Annotated in this window: 10 protein-coding genes; 2 read left to right on the top strand and 8 right to left on the bottom strand. The window is 68.7% G+C overall.

Annotation, left to right across the window (positions count from 1 at the left end):
• Positions 1-114: 114 nt before the first annotated feature.
• From E3O44_RS14130 to E3O44_RS14095, 8 genes are all read right to left on the bottom strand, one after another.
• Entirely contained in the window at positions 115-930 is an 816-nt protein-coding gene (locus E3O44_RS14130; RefSeq protein ID WP_134535417.1) for an ATP-binding cassette domain-containing protein, read from the bottom strand.
• Positions 927-1,961, bottom strand: coding sequence for an ABC transporter permease (locus tag E3O44_RS14125; RefSeq protein ID WP_134535416.1), 1,035 nt, complete (start codon positions 1,959-1,961; stop codon positions 927-929). The genes E3O44_RS14130 and E3O44_RS14125 overlap by 4 nt, the downstream gene beginning before the upstream one ends.
• Entirely contained in the window at positions 1,958-2,935 is a 978-nt protein-coding gene (locus tag E3O44_RS14120; RefSeq protein ID WP_134535415.1) for a sugar ABC transporter substrate-binding protein, read from the bottom strand. The genes E3O44_RS14125 and E3O44_RS14120 overlap by 4 nt, the downstream gene beginning before the upstream one ends.
• Positions 2,936-3,064: 129 nt before the next feature.
• Positions 3,065-4,522 carry a DUF2252 domain-containing protein gene (locus tag E3O44_RS14115; RefSeq protein ID WP_134535414.1) on the bottom strand — a complete coding sequence of 486 codons (1,458 nt, stop codon included), beginning with the start codon at positions 4,520-4,522 and terminating at the stop codon, positions 3,065-3,067.
• Between the two features lie 49 nt (positions 4,523-4,571).
• The gene (locus E3O44_RS14110; RefSeq protein WP_134535413.1) at positions 4,572-4,949 is read right to left on the bottom strand and encodes an SHOCT domain-containing protein; all 378 of its coding nucleotides are present in this window, start codon (positions 4,947-4,949) and stop codon (positions 4,572-4,574) included.
• Between the two features lie 91 nt (positions 4,950-5,040).
• Positions 5,041-6,666 carry an MFS transporter gene (locus tag E3O44_RS14105; protein WP_134535412.1) on the bottom strand — a complete coding sequence of 542 codons (1,626 nt, stop codon included), beginning with the start codon at positions 6,664-6,666 and terminating at the stop codon, positions 5,041-5,043.
• Positions 6,667-6,809: 143 nt separating this feature from the next.
• Complete coding sequence (locus tag E3O44_RS14100; RefSeq protein ID WP_134535411.1) at positions 6,810-13,823, bottom strand: Ig-like domain-containing protein; 7,014 nt, start codon at positions 13,821-13,823, stop codon at positions 6,810-6,812.
• A gap of 222 nt (positions 13,824-14,045) precedes the next feature.
• The gene (locus tag E3O44_RS14095) at positions 14,046-15,092 is read right to left on the bottom strand and encodes a M20/M25/M40 family metallo-hydrolase (RefSeq protein ID WP_241976340.1); all 1,047 of its coding nucleotides are present in this window, start codon (positions 15,090-15,092) and stop codon (positions 14,046-14,048) included.
• Positions 15,093-15,448: 356 nt separating this feature from the next.
• Here E3O44_RS14095 and E3O44_RS14090 point away from each other — a divergent pair, with 356 nt between their 5' ends.
• Both E3O44_RS14090 and E3O44_RS14085 read left to right on the top strand, forming a co-directional pair.
• Positions 15,449-16,291: a GNAT family N-acetyltransferase gene (locus E3O44_RS14090; protein ID WP_166792668.1), complete on the top strand. Its 843-nt coding sequence runs from the start codon at positions 15,449-15,451 to the stop codon at positions 16,289-16,291.
• Positions 16,288-16,929: a MurR/RpiR family transcriptional regulator gene (locus tag E3O44_RS14085; RefSeq protein WP_134535408.1), complete on the top strand. Its 642-nt coding sequence runs from the start codon at positions 16,288-16,290 to the stop codon at positions 16,927-16,929. Before E3O44_RS14090 ends, E3O44_RS14085 begins: the two co-directional genes overlap by 4 nt.
• Positions 16,930-16,945 lie beyond the last annotated feature (16 nt).

Below are 16,945 nucleotides of genomic sequence, written 5' to 3'. Positions count from 1 at the left end.
CGGGGCTGGCCACCGCACGACGATTCCCCAGTGTAGAACAGCCGTGTGACGCGCAGGTGTCGGCCGGCCGCGAGCCGGCGCCCGCCTCCGCCCCGAGCGGGGTGGGGCGGGGCGTCAGGCCGGGTCGCGGGCGGATGCCGCCCGGTCCAGCTCGGGTCCGAGCGCGTCGAGCTCCGCGCCGCCGGCCATCAACCCCGTCAGCGCTTCGAGGCTGATCTCGTCGCGCCCGAACTCGCCGAGGCTCGTGCCACGACGCAGCACCAGGAACCGGTCTCCGACCGCCCAGGCGTGGTGCGGGTTGTGCGTGATGAACACGATGCCGATTCCGCGGTCGCGGGCCCGCGCGATGTAGCGGAGCACGAGCGCGGCCTGGCTGACGCCGAGCGCCGAGGTCGGTTCGTCGAGGATCACGAGCCCGGCACCGAAGTGCACCGCGCGCGCGATCGCGACGGCCTGGCGCTCGCCGCCGGAGAGGGTTCCGATCGGCTGGTCCACGTCGCGGAGGGTGATGCCCATCAGCGCGAGGTCGTCCCGGGTGGCCCTGCGCATCGCGGCGACGTCGAGGCGGCGGAACGGGCCGCGGCCGACGGTGATCTCGGCGCCGAGGAAGAAGTTCCGCCAGACCGGGAGTAGCGGGACGAGGGCGAGGTCCTGGTACACCGTCGCGATGCCGAGGGCGAGCGCGTCGCGGGGGCTCGCGAACTGCCGTTCGACCCCGTGGGCGAGCAGGGTGCCTTCGGTGGGCGCGTGCGCGCCCGCGAGGATCTTGATGAGCGTCGACTTGCCTGCTCCGTTGTCGCCGAGCACGCAGAGCACCTCGCCGGCCGCGACCGAGGCCGTCACGCCGCGGAGCGCGGAGACCGAACCGTAGCTCTTGCCGACCCCGCGCACCTCGAGAAGGGGCGCGCCGGCATCCGCTGCCCCGGTCATGAACGCTCACCGGCCTGGCGGCGCACCCAGAGGTTGACGAGCACCGCGAGCAGGAGCATGCCGCCGAGGAAGGCCTTGAGCCAGTTGCTGTCCCACTGCGCGAAGACGATGCCCTGCAGGGCCATGCCGTAGATGAGGGCGCCGAGTGCCGCGCCGACGGCCGAGCCGAAGCCGCCGGTGAGCAGGCAGCCGCCGACGACGGCGCAGATGATGTAGACGAACTCCTGGCCGATGCCCGTCGTCGCCTGCACGGTCGACACGTCGAAGAGCTGGAGCATGCCGACGAGCCAGGCGGCGCCCGCGGTCGTGAGGAAGAGCCCGAACTTCACCCGGCGCACGGGCACGCCGACCTGGCGGGCGCTTGCGGCCTGGCCGCCGACCGCGAAGACCCAGTTGCCGAAGCGGGTGCGCAGCAGCACCCAGGTCGCGAGCCCGGTCAGCAGGATCCACCAGACGATCGAGATCTTGACGTCCATGCCGAACAGCGGGAACGAGGAGCCGAAGAGCACCCGGGCCTGGTCGAAGCCGGTGACGGCTCCGAGGCCCTGGATCGCCACGGTTCCGGTGAGCAGCTTGGTGACGGCGAGGTTGAGGCCCTGCAGGATGAAGAAGGTCGCGAGGGTCACGATGAAACTCGGCAGTCCGGTCGAGGTGACGAGCCAGGCGTTGAACGCCCCGACCAGGAGGGCCGCGGCGAGCGCGAGCACGAGGGCGAGCCAGATGTTCAGGCCCCACTGCGTCGTCGCGATGCCGACGATCAGGCCGGTCGTTCCGGTCATCGCGCCGGCGGACAGATCGAACTCTCCGCCGATCATCAGGAGCGCGACGGCGACGGCCATGATCCCGAACAGCGACGACGAATAGAGCCAGGTCGCGACGCCGGCCGGGGTCAGGAAAGCGGACGTCGAGATCGAGAAGTACAGGAAGATCCCGAAGGCGGCCACGAAGGCCCCGACCTCGGGGCGGCGCAGCAGCGCGACCCCGCGGCCAGGCCGGGCGGGTCGTTCGGTCACCGTCGCTGCCTGCGTCATCGGGTCCCGCGTGCGGCGTAGCCGGCGACCTGCGCCGCGTTCTCCTTCGTCACGAACCCGGGTCCGGAGAACACCGGCTGGCCGCCGCCGACGACGTCGCCGTTGCGCTTCTGCAGGGTGAGGAAGACCACGGGCAGGTAGCCCTGGGAGTACGGCTGCTGGTCGACCGCGAACAGGATCGAGCCGGCCTCGATGAGCGCCGTCACGTCCTTGGACACGTCGAAGGTCGCGAGCTGCGCGCGGCTGCCTGCGTCGGTGATGGCCTGGCTCGCGGCGACGGCGACGCCCGGGTTCAGGCTCAGCACGCCGTCGATGGACGGGTCGGCGAGGAGCGTGCTCTTGATCGTGTTCTGGGCGTCCGCGAGGTTGGCGATGTCGACCTGCACGTTGGTCACGGCACTGCCGAGTCCGTCGGCGGCTCCCCGGCAGCGGTCCTCGAGGCCCGTATTACCGGCCTCATGGATCACGCAGATCACCTTCGTCGCTCCCGCCGCGGCAAGCCGCTTCCCCGCTGCCTGACCCGCGGCATACTCGCTCTGGCCGACGTGCGTCTGCGCGCCGAAGGCGAGCGACTCCTCGAGTCCCGAGTTGATCGTGATCACCGGGATGCCGGCCGCGACGGCCTTCTCGATGGACGCCTTGACGCCGTCGGGGTTCGCCATCGAGACGATCAGCCCGTCCGGGTGCGTCGCGACGGCCGAGTCGATCAGCTGGCTCTGCCGCACCGGGTCGCCATCGCCCTGGTAGGTGACGGTCGCGCCGAGGTCTTTCCCTGCCTGCTCCGCGCCGCTCTTGACGACGTCCCAGAACGCGTCGCCGGGGTTTCCGTGGGTGACCATCGCGATGGTCGTCTTCCCGGCGGATGCCGCATCCGACCCGGTCGCGGTGCTCCCGTTGGCGGAGCATCCGGTGAGGGTGAGCGGAACCAGGATCAGGGCCGCGAGCCCGGCGAGCAGGCTGGATTTGTGCAACATCGGTGGGTCGTCCTTCGAGGCCGGTCGTCAGCCTGTTGCCGGTGGCCGGCAGACAGGCGGGACGTCGCTGAGGAAGACCCTCCTGAATCTTAGGCTGCGGTGCTGCGCGCCGAGTCCGGAGGGACCTCGCTACAGGCCGGCGATCGACTGCAACCGCCCGGAGTGGACGGCCTCGGCGAAGGCCTCGAAGTCGCGATCGTTCTGCTCCGCATATCGCACCGAGAACTCGGTGATCGCGGTGTCGAAGGCGTCGCTCTTCCCGAGGTAGGCGGCGATGGCGACGGGGTCACCCGAGCGGGCGTGCGCGCGCGCGAGCGTCCAGCCGCACAGCCCGGCGTAGAGGCCCATGCCGTACGGCACCATGTTCTCCACGACGACGGACCCCTTCATATCGCGCAGCTGGCGCCAGTACAGGTACCGGTTCTCCTGCACCCCTTTCGTCCAGCCGAGGTAGATGTCGCTCGCGGCCTGCATCATCCGTTGTCCCTGTACGACGCGCTCGCCGGGTTGCTCGTAGCGGCTCCTGGAAAGGTGGTCCTCGAGCACAGACGCCCTGGCCTCCTTGACCTGGAGGAAGAGGGGATCCTGCTGGTCACGCCCCTGGAGCAGCGCGATGTATGCGCGCGTGCCGACGCTCCCGACACCCACGACTTTGCGGGCCACGTCGACGAGTTCGAACCGTTCGAGCAGTTGGCGGCGGTCGTCCTGGAGATAGGCGCGGTAGGAGCGAAACGCCGTCCGAACCGATTCCTCGATCGCGTCCGGGGTCAGTCCCGTCGTCGTGGTCAGCTCCCGCACGGGGATGATGATCGGCGGCTGGCTGATAATGCGGTACTCCCCGTCGACGTACTCCGCGAGTTTCGACAGCGCCTGCAGGCTGTCGCGGGTGCGGGCCTTGTCCGCGATCGCCCTGGTCCTCTTTTCGGCGTTCAGGGCGGCCTTGCGTTCGGTCCGGTCTCCGCTCTTCCTGCCGGCGGCGGCCTGGAGGGTCGCCATGACCGTCTCCTCGGTCATGCGGGCGTACCAGACGTCCATCGTGCGCATCTTCGCGAATTCGGCCATCGCCTCGCGGTACGCCCGCACCGAGGCGAGCGTCACGTCGTGGATCTGGGACCTCGTGAACCCGTTGTTGCGCGCCGCGATCGTGAAACTCGCGCACATCCGCTGGACGTCGTACTCGAAGGGCCCTGGCAGGGTCTCGTCGAAGTCGTTCAGGTCGAAGAGCAGGGCCCGCTCCGGCGAGGCGAACAGGCCGAAATTGGACAGGTGCGCGTCACCGCAGAGCTGGACGATCAGCCCGGACCTCGGGGTGTCCTTGAGGTCGGCGGCCATGATCCTGGCCGCACCGCGGTAGAACGTGAACGGCGATACCAGCATCCGGCCGTGCCGCACGGGCACCAGGTCCTGCTCCCTGGTCAGGTTCTGTTCCTCGAGTAACGCGACCGGGTCCGGCCGGTCCGCGGCCGGGACCCAGCCCGTGTGACTGGCGAGAGGGGTGTGCTCCCGGGCCTGCTTACCCGTTGCCTTGCGCTCCGCCACAGTCGCGTGCTCGACGACAGTGTCGAGCGCGGCCCTGTCCTCGTACATGCTGGACGACCTCTCTGCCGTTGCTCTACCGTTTTCCGCCGGTTCCGGCTTAGCCGAGCGCGCGGGCCTTGAGCCGCTCGAACTCGGCCTGGGTGATGACGCCGGAATCCAGCAGTTTCTTCGCGTCCGCGATCTCACCGGACGGCGAGGTACCCGTGACGGTCTTGATGTACTGGTCGGCCTCGCCCCGGTACTGCTGCCTGCGCTGCACCTGGCGCTCGGACATCCCGGAACCCCGCGCGATCAGGTAGACGAGAGCCGTGAGGAAGGGCAGGAAGACCAGGAAGATCATCCAGACGGCCTTGACCCAGCCGCTGACCTTGTGGTCGCTGAACAGGTCTCCGATGATGGTCACGAGCACCATGAGATAGGCCAGAAAGACAAAGGACCAGAAGAAGAACCCCACAAAGTTCCAGAAATTATCCATGAGCCGTCTTTCCTCGGATACCGGGACACCCGTGTGATGCCCTCGTCGCTGACAAACTAGTGTCGTTCAGCGGTTTCGGGAATGGGCACGGTCACGGCGTCTGCCGCGCCGCCCTGGCCTTCCCCTCGCGCCTCGCGACGGTCTGATTCGGAATGTTCCGGGAGAACAGCAGGGATCCGAGGGCGACGAGGATCAGCACGAAGAAGGACACCCGCAGGGAGGACACCTGCGATTCGCTGTAGATCGTGGTCAGCTCGGCGCTGTCGGAGCTCGACAGTCCGGCATCGGTCGCGATGCCGGCCACGCTCGAGACGGGCACGATGGCGATACCGGCCTCCGTCTGCGTGCTGACCGCGGACTTCACAGAGTCGGGGAGGCTGCTGCTCTGCACCGAGCTATGGAACGAGGTCGAGAGCGACGCGATCAGGACCGACCCGATCAAGGCAGTACCGAGCGACGAGCCGAGATTCTGGAAGACGCCCTGCAGCCCGCCGACCTCGCTCGTTCTCTCCTCGCCGACGCTCGACATGTTCACGTTGCCGAGTTGCGAGGCGAGAAGGCCGAGCGCAGCTCCCGCAGTGAACATCCCGATGCCGAACACGACGCTCCTCAGGTCCAAGGAGACGGAACCGAGCAGGCAGACGGCGCTCCCCACCAGGACCAGCTGACCGACCCGCACGATCCGGCGCGGTGACCACAGCGTCGACAACCGGGTGCCCACCACGGAGAAGAGGATGAGCGCGATCGACAGCGGGAAGATCTTCAGCCCGGTTTCCAGGGCGTTGAGGCCGAGGGTCATCTGCAGGTAGATCGGAATCATGAAGAACACCCCGGCGGTGAACGCGTACTGCGCGCCGAGCACGGAGAGCCCGGACCGGAGCTGCGTGATCGAGAACATTCCGACGTCGAGGAGCGTGGCACGACCGGTCTCGCGCAGGCGCCGTTGGCGACCGGTGAACAGCCAGAGCAGGAAGACGCCCAGCAGGATCAGGTATGGAACGAGGGACAGTCCCAGGGGCTCGATCCGGGTGCCGTTGATCTCGGGAGCCTGTTTCGGGAGGATCCAGCCCCAGGTCTTGCTCTGCAGCATCCCGTAGACGACGAGGACGAGGCCCGCCGCAGAGAGCAGAACGCTCGGGACGTCGATCCGGGTGCTGCTCGGCTTGCTGGTGTCGGAAATGAGGCGCCCGGTGAGAACGACGCCGATCATGATCACGACCTCGGCCACGAAGACGTAGCGCCAATTCAGGTAGGTCGTGACGTAGCCTCCGATCAGGGGGCCGGCCGCGACGGCCGCCCCGGACACGGCGCCGATGATCGCGTACGCGGTCACCCGGTCCCTGTCCCGGTAGTTCTCCGCGACGAGAGCGGCGATCGCCGGGATCACCAGCACGGCGCCGAGACCTTCGATGACAGACCAACCGAGGAAGAGCACCGCGAAGTTCGGACTCAGCGCCGTCAACAGTGAACCGCACGAGTAGACGATCGCGCCGATCACGAACGCACGCCGCCGGCCCCAGATATCGCCGAGCTTGGCGCCGAGCAGCATGACCGCCGCCATCGTGAGGGTGTAGAACGTGATCGCGCTCTGCATGGCGGCGACCGTAGTGTCCAGGTCGGTGACAACGGTCGAGATCGACACATTCATCACGGTGCTGTCGAGCACCATGACGAACTGCGCACTGCCGAGGACCGCGATTGCCGTCCATTTGCTCATCGAGTCACCCGCAATCCGGCGCGAACGCCGCTGACCCCCTCATCCGACCGCTTTCCGGCACCCCCGCTTGAGGCGAGTATGGCATCGCAGGCAGGTGCCCGGAAGAGCGGGTCAGCGTGCGGGTCGGTGCCAGGGCCGGCCCCTCACTTCGGGTCGCTCAGCAGCAGGTGCGCGTTGTCATCGAGCCCCTCGGTCATGCACCCGCCGAGTCCCGTTCCCATCGACGTCCAGGCCGCGGTGGCGTTCTTGCCGTAGAGGCTCGTGTTGCTTCCGAACAGGTCGACCATGGTGCGCGCCGAACCGATGACCATCAGGGCACTCCCTGCCACGGTCGTGCCGTCGCTGTTCAGGTACTTACCGGCCTGGGCTGCCGCGAAGCTGCCCACCTTGAGACCCGTGTCCGTCGCCGTGGCGCCCTTCGCACCGAGCGTTCCGGTCGGGATGTCCGTCAGCGATCCGGTTCCCTTCGCACTCGTGTTGATGCAGCTGCTGAACAGGCCGACCGTCTTGATCACCGCGGTCACGGCGTTGTCGAGCTTGGTCATCACGTTCAGCATGCCGTCCCCTCCGCCCGCGAGAGCGACGAGGCTTCCGATTCCCTTCAGCGCGAGGGTGACCATCTTGGCGAGCATCATCTTGACCAGGATGACGCCCGTCGCCACGATGATGAGGCCGGAGACCAGCCGCTGAGTGAAGTTGCTGAGGCCGTTCTTGAACTTCTCCCATTTGCTCGGGTAGTCGATGCTCACGGCGCCGTAGCGGTCGGTCTCAGCGACGATCCAGGCCGTGACGCCGTTCTGCTCGTCGACGCCTCCGTCCCAGCCGTTGAGGCCCTCGTCGTCGTGCACCTCGCCGTTCAACTGCACGATCGAACCCTTGAGGTACCGGTTGCCGCCGCCGCCCGGGCAGTTCGGCGGGGTGCTCCCGTCCCGGGACGTCCGATCGCCGACGTCGACGCTCACGCAATTCACCTTGAGATCGAGGACCGCCGGTGCGGACACCCCGTTCCCGTCGACTTCCAACACGGGCATCACGGCAGGTGTGTTCAGAATCGTGTAATGGTATTGGGCGTCGACCGTGAGCCCGGTCGTGACCGTACCCCCCGGTCGCGTGTTCATCGGGGCGCATCCGCCGTTGTCCTGGATCAGTTGCGCCGCCTCCCCCTCCCCCAGGACGCGCACGGTGCCATCGTCCTCGTGCATCCTCACGGTGAGGTTGAGCCTGGCGCAGTACTCGAGAGCAGCCGTGTCGGATCCGGAGAGTGTCACACGGTCGTCGAAATATCGTCGCCCGTCAGGGGATGCATTCACCGAGGTTGCGTAGGAGAACACCGGCCGGAGCGTGGGAATCTGTGAGACCGCGGCGGTCACCACGACCGTCTGGAAGCTTGCCGCCTGGTTCGCCTCGCGGCAGACCTTCACGGCTCCCCACTCGTTGTTGGTCAGCCGGACCTGGTACGGGGCTCCGAACGGGTTCTGGATCGTCGGCGCCGCGCACGTCGGGTCCATGTCGGACGTGTTTATGACGACGCTGCGTTCGCCGGCGGGCAGTTTGGACAGGTCGACGCCCGGCCCGTTCGCGGCGTCGTAGTCTCCACCGGAGGAGTAGATCACCGGGTCACTTGCCGGAGTCGGACCACCGACCGGCCGCGACGCGATCGTTGTATCGCCGTAGCTCGTCGACCAGGTGATCCGTCGTGGGACACGATCCCGTGGTCCGTTCACGACAACCGTGGCCGACGACACGACGGAATACGTCGTCGACAGGATCTTGTACAAGCCGAAGTGGTCTTCTGGCGCCGCAGTGACGGGGGCTGCGCACTCGGTGACAGGGGCTTCGGGGTCTACCCCGTAGACGTGCACTGTCAGGCCGCTTCTGAACCCATAGGCCCGGTAGTCCGCCGTCGTCTCGGTGACCCGCAACGTCACGCTCACGCAGTCCTTGTGCGAGAACACGGGGTGCGCGTACCCGTAACCGTCCGTGCCCGCGAGCACGGTTGTGCGGGTCACCGCGGTGGGCGCGGGCTCTGTCGTGAGGGCAACGGCCACGAGGTCCTGCGGTTTCGGCTTGTCGTCGCCGTGGTCGAGCTTCGTGAAGGAGTATCCGGTGTCTGCAACGGTCTCGATGACGACGGCCGTTCCGGGTACGTATCCCGGTGTGCCGTCGGAGGTGCGGCACGCTCCCGTCGCGGGTTTGAGGGCACCGCTCGATGCGGGGCGGCTCGTCGAGACGATGGTCGCGGTTCCGCCCGCGGACTGGTCAAGCACGAAGGCGTGGCAGGACCGTACGGCGAAGGTCGCCGAAACGGTGCGATCGGAGTCCATCGTGACGCTGCCCCAGTCGGTTTCGGGGTTGGCCGGCTGGCGGGTCAGACCGTCGAACGCCGCAACGACATAGCGCCCGTAGAGCGCGTGGTCGATGGTTTCGGTTCGCAGGTTTACGACCGTGCCGACGGCGTACCGCGGCTTTCCCGCGCTGAGAGCGGCACGGTCGGCGGTGGTCGGCGCGTCGGGGTCAGAGCAGTTCGGCTTCGTGGCCACCAGGATCTCGCCCTTGACGTCGTCCTTCGTCACGGTTCCGGCCGCGATCTGGCTATTGGGCGCCAGGGTGAGGGTGAAGCATTTCGGGGCGTAGACCGTCCGGTAGCTGTACGTGCCCGACCCGGACACGACGATCGAGGTAGTCAGGCCGTCGGCCGTGCCGCTCACGACATCGACGCCATTGAGCTGCCAGCCCGCGAGGACGTAGTTTGCGGCGAGGGGGCGGGCCGTGAGCCGGACGGTGCTGCCGGAGAGGACACCGGGCCGGCCCTGGCTCGTGCAGGCGGTCGCGCCTGTGACGTCGATCACAGCCGCCCACGCGTCGACGACGTAGCAGCGCTTGGGAGCGGCGGCGCGGCCGGTGACGGACTGGTCAGGGGCATCATCGTAGGAGTGGAAGTCCACCCGATACGCGGACTCTGCGGTCCAGCCGGCGCCTGCCGGAGGGACGGTGAACGTGCACCTGTCCCCCAGCGCGATTCCGTCGCACATCTCGGCCCCGGAGACGAGCACGGTCACCCGTCCCGCCGCGGGGCGAGCCGAGGTCGTCACGGTCCACGTGGCGGTGACGGGCTCGCCCACGATCCACTGGTCCGGGGCGACGCTGAAGTCAACGGCGAGCGTCGCGGTGCGCGCTTGGGCCTGCACGTCGATCGTGGCGGAGGCCGGCGAATTCTCGTGGTCGCCCGCATAGGATGCCCGGAGCGTGTTCGTCCCGCTCCGCACGGCTGGCCCGGGGAAGACGCAACTGTCGCCGACCGGAGCTTCACAGGAGACCCAGGCAGGCGCGAGCGTGTATGTCACGGTTCCGGTCGGGGCGGCACCACCCGGTTCGACGGCCGTCACGGCGGCCGTCACCGAGAGCGGATGCCCGCCGACGGCCGTCGAGGTGCCCGATGGGAGCAGCGTGGTCGTGTGCCGCCCCACGGAGACGCCGGCCCCGGTGAAGTCGATCGCACCGACGTCTGCACCGTTGCCGGGGCCCGTGACATGGATGTTGAAGTAGCCCGTGCCCGGCGCCGGGAAGTCCACGGAACCGGCGAAGGTCACGTCCGTTCCCAGCCAGCCATGGTCGATCACGACACCGGTTCGGGTGAGGACGACGGTCTTCTTCTCGCCGTTGAACTCGGCCAGAACCGTCACGCTGCGGGTGGAGTCGAGCGGTGTTCCCGAGACGGTGGCGAGTAGGTCGAAGGCGACGACTCCGCCGCTGACGACCGAGGTTGCGCTGAGGGAGGTGTAGTTGTTCCGTTCGGGCACAGGAAGGGCGACCAGCGGGCCCGTTTCGATGGCGCCGAATGGGCCGTAGGGAACCGAAGCGGTGATCCCGGTCAGGCCGGACCTGTCGAGATTCAGGTATGCCCAACCGGAGGGGTCCGTCGCCCCCGTCAGCACGACCCTGCCGATCTGGGCGCCCTCATTGTCCCGAATGATCGCGACGGTGCCGCTCGGCACGGTGACGACGCGACCTGCCGAGAGCGCCTGGACCGTGACGCTGATGCCGCGGTTGGTCGCGGAGTACACCGTCGACGCGTCGATGGTCAGCGTCACGACCGGTGCGAACGGAGCAGGCGCGATGATCGTCTGCGGCGCGGAGGACACCGGGGCGACGCCGCTCTCCGGGGTGAAGGTCGCCTCTGCCGTCAGAGTGGTGGCTCCGACTCCGGTGAGCGGGGCAAGCATGCCGCCCGCTCCTGTCGACGCGTCGACGCTGATGGTGCCCACCACGGTGCGGAGGCCGCCTGCGGCGGTCGCATAGACCGTGACTCCCTGGACGAAGCCGCTCGGGACATCCTTCACCCGCACCGTGAACGAGGTCGGTTCCGAATAGTACCCGGGCGTCCCGGCGGTGAGCGTGACGATGGGCGGCGTGACGGTGACAGCGGGAAGCGCATCGGTGCGCGGCATGTAGTCGGGGTCCCCGGAGTACACGACGCGGTAGTTCGACGTTCCGACGGGTGCGCGCACCGGCAGAGTGACTTCTCCCGCGCTGAGAGTGAACGTGGACTGGAGAGTTCCCGACCCGAGGTCGAGGGCGACGGGCATCCCGGCGGCGTCGAGGATCGTCACGGTTCCGGTGGGTGCGGCCAGACTGCCCGACGTCGGGTACCGCACGGTCAGGCGGGTGTCCACGAGAGTCAGCGCCCCCGTCCAGCGGGCGTCCGGCACGCCGGTGAGGGCACCGTCCGGGGTTACGGTGACGGGCGTCGACGTCGAGGGCAGGTAGGCCCCGGTCGCTCCGGTGCCGCCGTACTCCGCGGTGACCTCGTAGGGCTGGCGGGTGTCTGGGGTGAACGTGACGCTCGCCACGCCCTCCGTGTTCACCGCGACCGGAGCGCCGAGGTAGAGGCCGGGCGAGGTGAACCTGACCGTGCCGCTCGCTGGCGTCGACGAGGACGACGGCGAGGCGACGCGGGCCGTGAGCGTCACCGGTTCGTGCACGTTGCCCTGGGTCGGCGATCCGGAGGCGTCCAGGACGGCGAGGGATGTCTCGGTCGCCGCAGGGTCGACCTGCTTGGCGAAGTAGTCGCCGATCGATCCGGCATCGGCGAGCGCCGTCGCGGGCGATTGGAGCGTGTAGTACGACGTTCCGCCAGGAAGGAGCCGGGTGAAATCGGCGACGACGGTGGCTTCTCCGTTCACGATGGTGAACGGCACCGTCGCCACGATCTGGTTCTGCCCGCCCGAGGAAACGATCGCGTTCAGGACTCGCGGTTCGTCGACGGCGGACCGGACCGTGACGGTCACGGTGTGGGTGTCACCCCAGGTCATCTCGTAGTTGTCCGGAACGATGACGTGGCCGCTGAAGGACGTCCTCGCCTTCAGGATCGTGACGTCGATGAAGTACTCGGATGCCGCGAAACCGGCTTCGGGAATGTACTCGACCCGCAGGGTCGCTGGTCCGGGAACGAGCTTGTCGGAAACGAGCGACACGTAGCCGCCGACCGGCGACTGGTCGATTTCGCCGAGCAGGGTGGACCCCTGGTACACGTTCACCCGGCCGGGCACGACGGTTCCCGCCGGGGCTGCAGGCGCAGACACCTGCACGCCGAGATCGAGGGACTCGCCGATCACGGTGGTGTTGTAGACCTGCGCGACGGTGTCCGTCGCTTCCGTGGCAACGGTCGCTGCCCGGAGTTGCGGCGCGGTTCCCGTCGGTGCCGGGCTCGGTGTCGGGCTCGGTGTCGCGCTCGGTGTCGGTGCCGGGCTCGGTGACGGTGTCGGTGTGGGCGGTGCAGACGGCAGCGTCACGGCCGCCGGCGTCTGGCCGACGACGTAGACGGTCACCGGGGACTGGCCCGTTGCGACGAGGGCGCTGACCGGGGCGTAGACGAAGCTGAGATCATGGCTCCCGGCGCTGAACACCGGCTGCGGGGGGAGAACGGCGGTGAACCGCGACGGGTCCACCGGGTCTGTCACGAGTTCGACGGGGGCGCCGAGCGTCGTGGTGCCATCCAGGAATTGCACGAGACCGGCACCGTCTTCTGCGCTGACCCGCACCTCCGCGGTGATGACGGTGGACGCATCCACCCCGGTCACGGTCAGGGCGAGCGCAGGCGTCAGCAGGGCAGACCCCGTCACACTCTGGGCGAACGCGGGCAGGGGTGCGATCACGGTGATCAGCGCGACGATGACGACCATCGCGACCCGACCGGTGGCGGGCCGGGTCCCCCGCGACATCAGGGCGCCGATCGACCGGATGCTCGCGCGCGGCGGAAGCCGGGGGGCTCGCGTTGTCGCGTCAGGGGTGAAGATCGCGGCCGCGGCCCCCACGCACACCTGGACCAGGACTACGGCGACGACGAGGACGGCGAGCGACGACAGCAGGGGTCCGGTGATGTCCGCGTCGTCGGCGGGGTCGAGGGCGATCGCCGCGGATATCCCGCCCAGGCTCGCTGCGGAGGCGAGCACACCGGCCACCAGGGCGAACGCGCCCAGATCCCGATACCCGGTGCGGACACGAGCCCACGCCAGGGTGACCAGCTCGCGCAGCGAACCGGGAGTTGCCAGGCTCGCGGGCAACACGGCGACGAGGAGGGCGAGCGCGGCAAGGGCGGGTATCAGCGGGATCGCCCAGAGGAGGGCCCTGCGCGAGCCAGGGGTGACGCGCGACCAGAGGGCGCGCGGGCCGGCGCTCCCGGCGGCGAGGTTGCGCCCGGCCGGGCGCACGGACCGTGCACCGGCCACGATGAGGAGGGCGAGGCTGATGAATGGCCAGAGCGCGGTGGCGGCCACGAACGCGACCACCAGCAGGGCGAGAGCGAGTACCAGTCGGGGGAACGCGCGGAGCGTGCGGTTCCACGAAACCCGGAGCAAGCGGGCGTTCTTCGCGTGCGCACCGGCGTGCACGAATCCGGACAGCACTACCCCGAAGAGCAGGGCGAGCCCGGCAGTGCCGTACAGGAGGACCGTGCTGCCTGCCCCGAGCACGATGGCGCCGGGCCCGGTCGCCGCGAGTGCGGGGGCGGCGAGGCTGAGGGCGAAGAGTGCCACGATCGCGACAACCGGCATCGCCGCGATCACCAGGACGGCGGTCAGGAGCGAGCGGGCCAGGACCGCCGGTGTACTGCTGGCTCGAAGGCGATCACGGGCGCCGGGAAAGAGCAGAGTGGACATGCCGAGTGCGCCTAACGTCGGGCACGACCGTCATCTACGAGAGTGCGGGTTCCGTGCTGGCGGATACAGGGTCACCCCCGGTGAGGAGCAATACGATAAATAGTAGGGGTCGGGGCAGTTTTCCGGGTACCCCACTTCGGGCCATGGCGTCCCGCCGTGCCCCAGCGACTGCCGTGCGCCTGCCCGTGCGCCTGCCCGTGCGTCTGCCCGTGCGGCCGCCGGTCAGGGGCGAATGCCGGTCAGAACGGCGGCCAGCAGGCGGATGCGCTCCCACAGGGAGTCGACCAGGATGTGCTCGCTGCGGGCGTGCGCTCCGCCGCCGCGAGGCCCGAAGCCGTCGACCACGGCCAGGTCGGATGCGCCGAGAAGGTTGGTGTCCGCTGCGCCGGCCGCCGGGCGGGCACCGAGCGGAAGCCTGGCGGGACCGCCCTCGCCGAGCCCGGCGTCGCAGCCGGAGATGACGGCGGCCAAAGCCTGGTCGGCGGCGCGTGGCTGCCAGGCCGGGCGGTAGGACAGACGCGTGACGGCCACCTGCGCGCGGGGGCGAAGGGGGGTCAGCGCCTCGATCTCACCGAGGACTTCGTCCTCGATGTCCCGATCGGAGAAGCGGAATCCGAGAACGGCGGCGGCGTTGTCCGCTACGACGTTGGCCAGGCCCGGGGCCGTGATGGATCCGAGGTTGTAGAGCACCCGGGCACCCGGGCGTGCACCGGCGCGGATGGTGGCCCTGGCCGCAATGTCACGCACCCGCACCAACTGGTCGATGATCTCCTCGGTTGCGGAGACGCCCTTCTCCGGGTCGAGGGCGGCGTGGGCGGGGACGCCGGACACGGCGAGAGCGAGGCGGGTGCTGCCCAGACGCCCGACCTTGAGGTCGCCGTCGGGGTGGGGCGACTCGAAACCGATGGCCGCGGAACAGCCTTCGGCCGTGGCGAGGAGCAGCGCGCCCGAGGTCGGGGAGCCGATTTCCTCGTCTGCCGTGACGATGATGCGCACCGGCACGTGATCGACCGTGCCGGCATCCGCTTGGGCACGGAGCAGTTCGAGGGCTTCTTCCATCACCACAAGTCCGGATTTCATGTCGTAGACCCCCGGGCCGGTGATCCGGGTGCCGTCGCTGGTCCACGGCACGTCGCCGGCGAGGGTGCCGACCGGCCAGACCGTGTCGGAATGCCCGATCAGGAGGACGGGGGCGGCACCGGCAGCATTGCCGCGTCCGGGGAAATCCGCAACCAGGTGGGCGCCTCCCGGTGTCCGGTGCAGCACCACCGTGCCGCCGAGTCCGACATAGCGGGCGGCGAGGGCATCCGCGAACGCCGTGATGGCCGCGCCCGCACCGGTCGGCGTTTCGCGCAGTACGTAGTCCTCGAGGGTCGCCAGTGCACGGGCCCGTGCGGAGGCGTCGGGAAGGGACGGTCCGGTGATGGTGATGGCGGCATCTCCTCTGGCGGTGCTCTCGGCGCTATTCGGGGAACTGATAGAAGATATGTTACCTATCCTTGGGAGGGTTCTTGAATTTCAGGGAAATTTACGAAACGAAGACGACACATAAGTTGTTTATGATTGTCACGATTGGTTCTGGAACATGGAACTCCGCACAGACGAAGGCAGGGAAAAGAAACAACATGGGTGACCTGAAACTCACGGTGGAATCCACCCGGTCACGCGCCGTGTTCGGCCAGGCCAGCGAGCTCTATACCCGGGTGTTCGGCTATACCGCCGCAGACCACAGCCTCAACCCGAAGCTGCTCTCCGCGATCGTGGGCAACGGCGGTGCGGCCGTTGCCGCGCGAGACGCCGTAGGCGAGCTCGTCGGTTTCGCTTACGGCTTCGTCGGCGTCGAGTCCGGGGTGCCGTACCTGTACTCGCAGGCCGCCTTCATCGACCCCGCCTGGCAGGGCAAGGGAGTCGGTCGCCTGCTCAAGCAGGAGCAGGCCGTGATCGCCCGGGACGAGGGACTCACGTCGATGCGCTGGGCGTTCGATCCGACCCTCGCCCGGAATGCCCACTTCAACCTCGACGTGCTCGGCGCCCACGGAGTGCGGTTCGTGCCGAACTACTACGACGAGCCGTTCTCCGATCGTCTGATCGTCGACTGGCCGCTCGCGTCCGCCGCCGTGTCGAGCTCCCCGGGTCTCCCAAGCTCCCCGAGTCTCCCGAGCATCCCGAGCTTCCCCGTCGTCGACCCCACCGCACTCGGAACGACGCTGCCCCGGCACTGGGGTCGACCGGTCGGCGAGGGCGACGTCATCCACGTGCCGATCCCGTCCGACAATCCCGCGAAGACACTCGCCCCCGCGATCGTGCAGGCGTTGCGGGCCGCCGTGGCCGAAACCTTCACCGAGCTCTTCGAGGGCGGCTACGTCGCCGAATCCTGCGTCCGGGTCGACGGCACGAGCGCCGCATACGTGTTTGTCGCGGCCGGGACCCGGGATGCCGCGCCGCGCATCCGCCAGGCAGCCCGATGACCGAGGCGAACGAGACCCTGGCGAGCCCGGAGGACCGGTACGCCGCACGACTGCAGAAACGGTCGTCGGCGTCGGTCTTGCGCGCGCGCATCGTGGACAGCGAAAAGAAGAACCTGGCCGAGACCTTCGCCCACCTCGGGGAAGACGATGCCCTCGTGCGCGCGCCGGCCCGGATCGTGGCGGCCCGCAGGCGGTATGTGCTCGGCGCGGGCAAGTCCTTCGCCTATGCGACCCTGTTCGCCTGGGACCTCTCGGCAGGGCTCTCGCAGGTGCTCCTCATCGACGAGGCCGCCGTCCGCTCGATCGACGTACTCAGCGACGTCCGCCCGACCGATGTGCTCGTGGTGTTCTCGTTCCGTAGGTACCAGCGACAGAGCGTTCTCGTCGCCGAACGGTTCGCCGCGGCCGGTGGCACCGTGATCGCCATCACGGACTCCCCGGATGCTCCCGTCGCGGCCTTCGCCACCGAAACCGTGACAGTGCCGACCCGCAGCGCCTCATCCGCCGACTCCCCCACGGCGGTCGCGGCCGTCATCCACCTGGTGAGTACCTTGAGTATTGCCAGTGCCAAGGGAGCCCGGCGCAGGTTTGCCGAGCGGGAGCAGCTGAACCAGATCCTGAACAGTTACGTGGAGTGAACGATGGACGACCGCA

It is taken from the genome of Cryobacterium algoricola (assembly GCF_004402485.1).
Lineage (GTDB): Bacteria > Actinomycetota > Actinomycetes > Actinomycetales > Microbacteriaceae > Cryobacterium > Cryobacterium algoricola.
The sequence above is the reverse complement of the archived record's forward strand: the minus strand, read 5'-3'. Positions and strand labels throughout refer to the sequence as shown.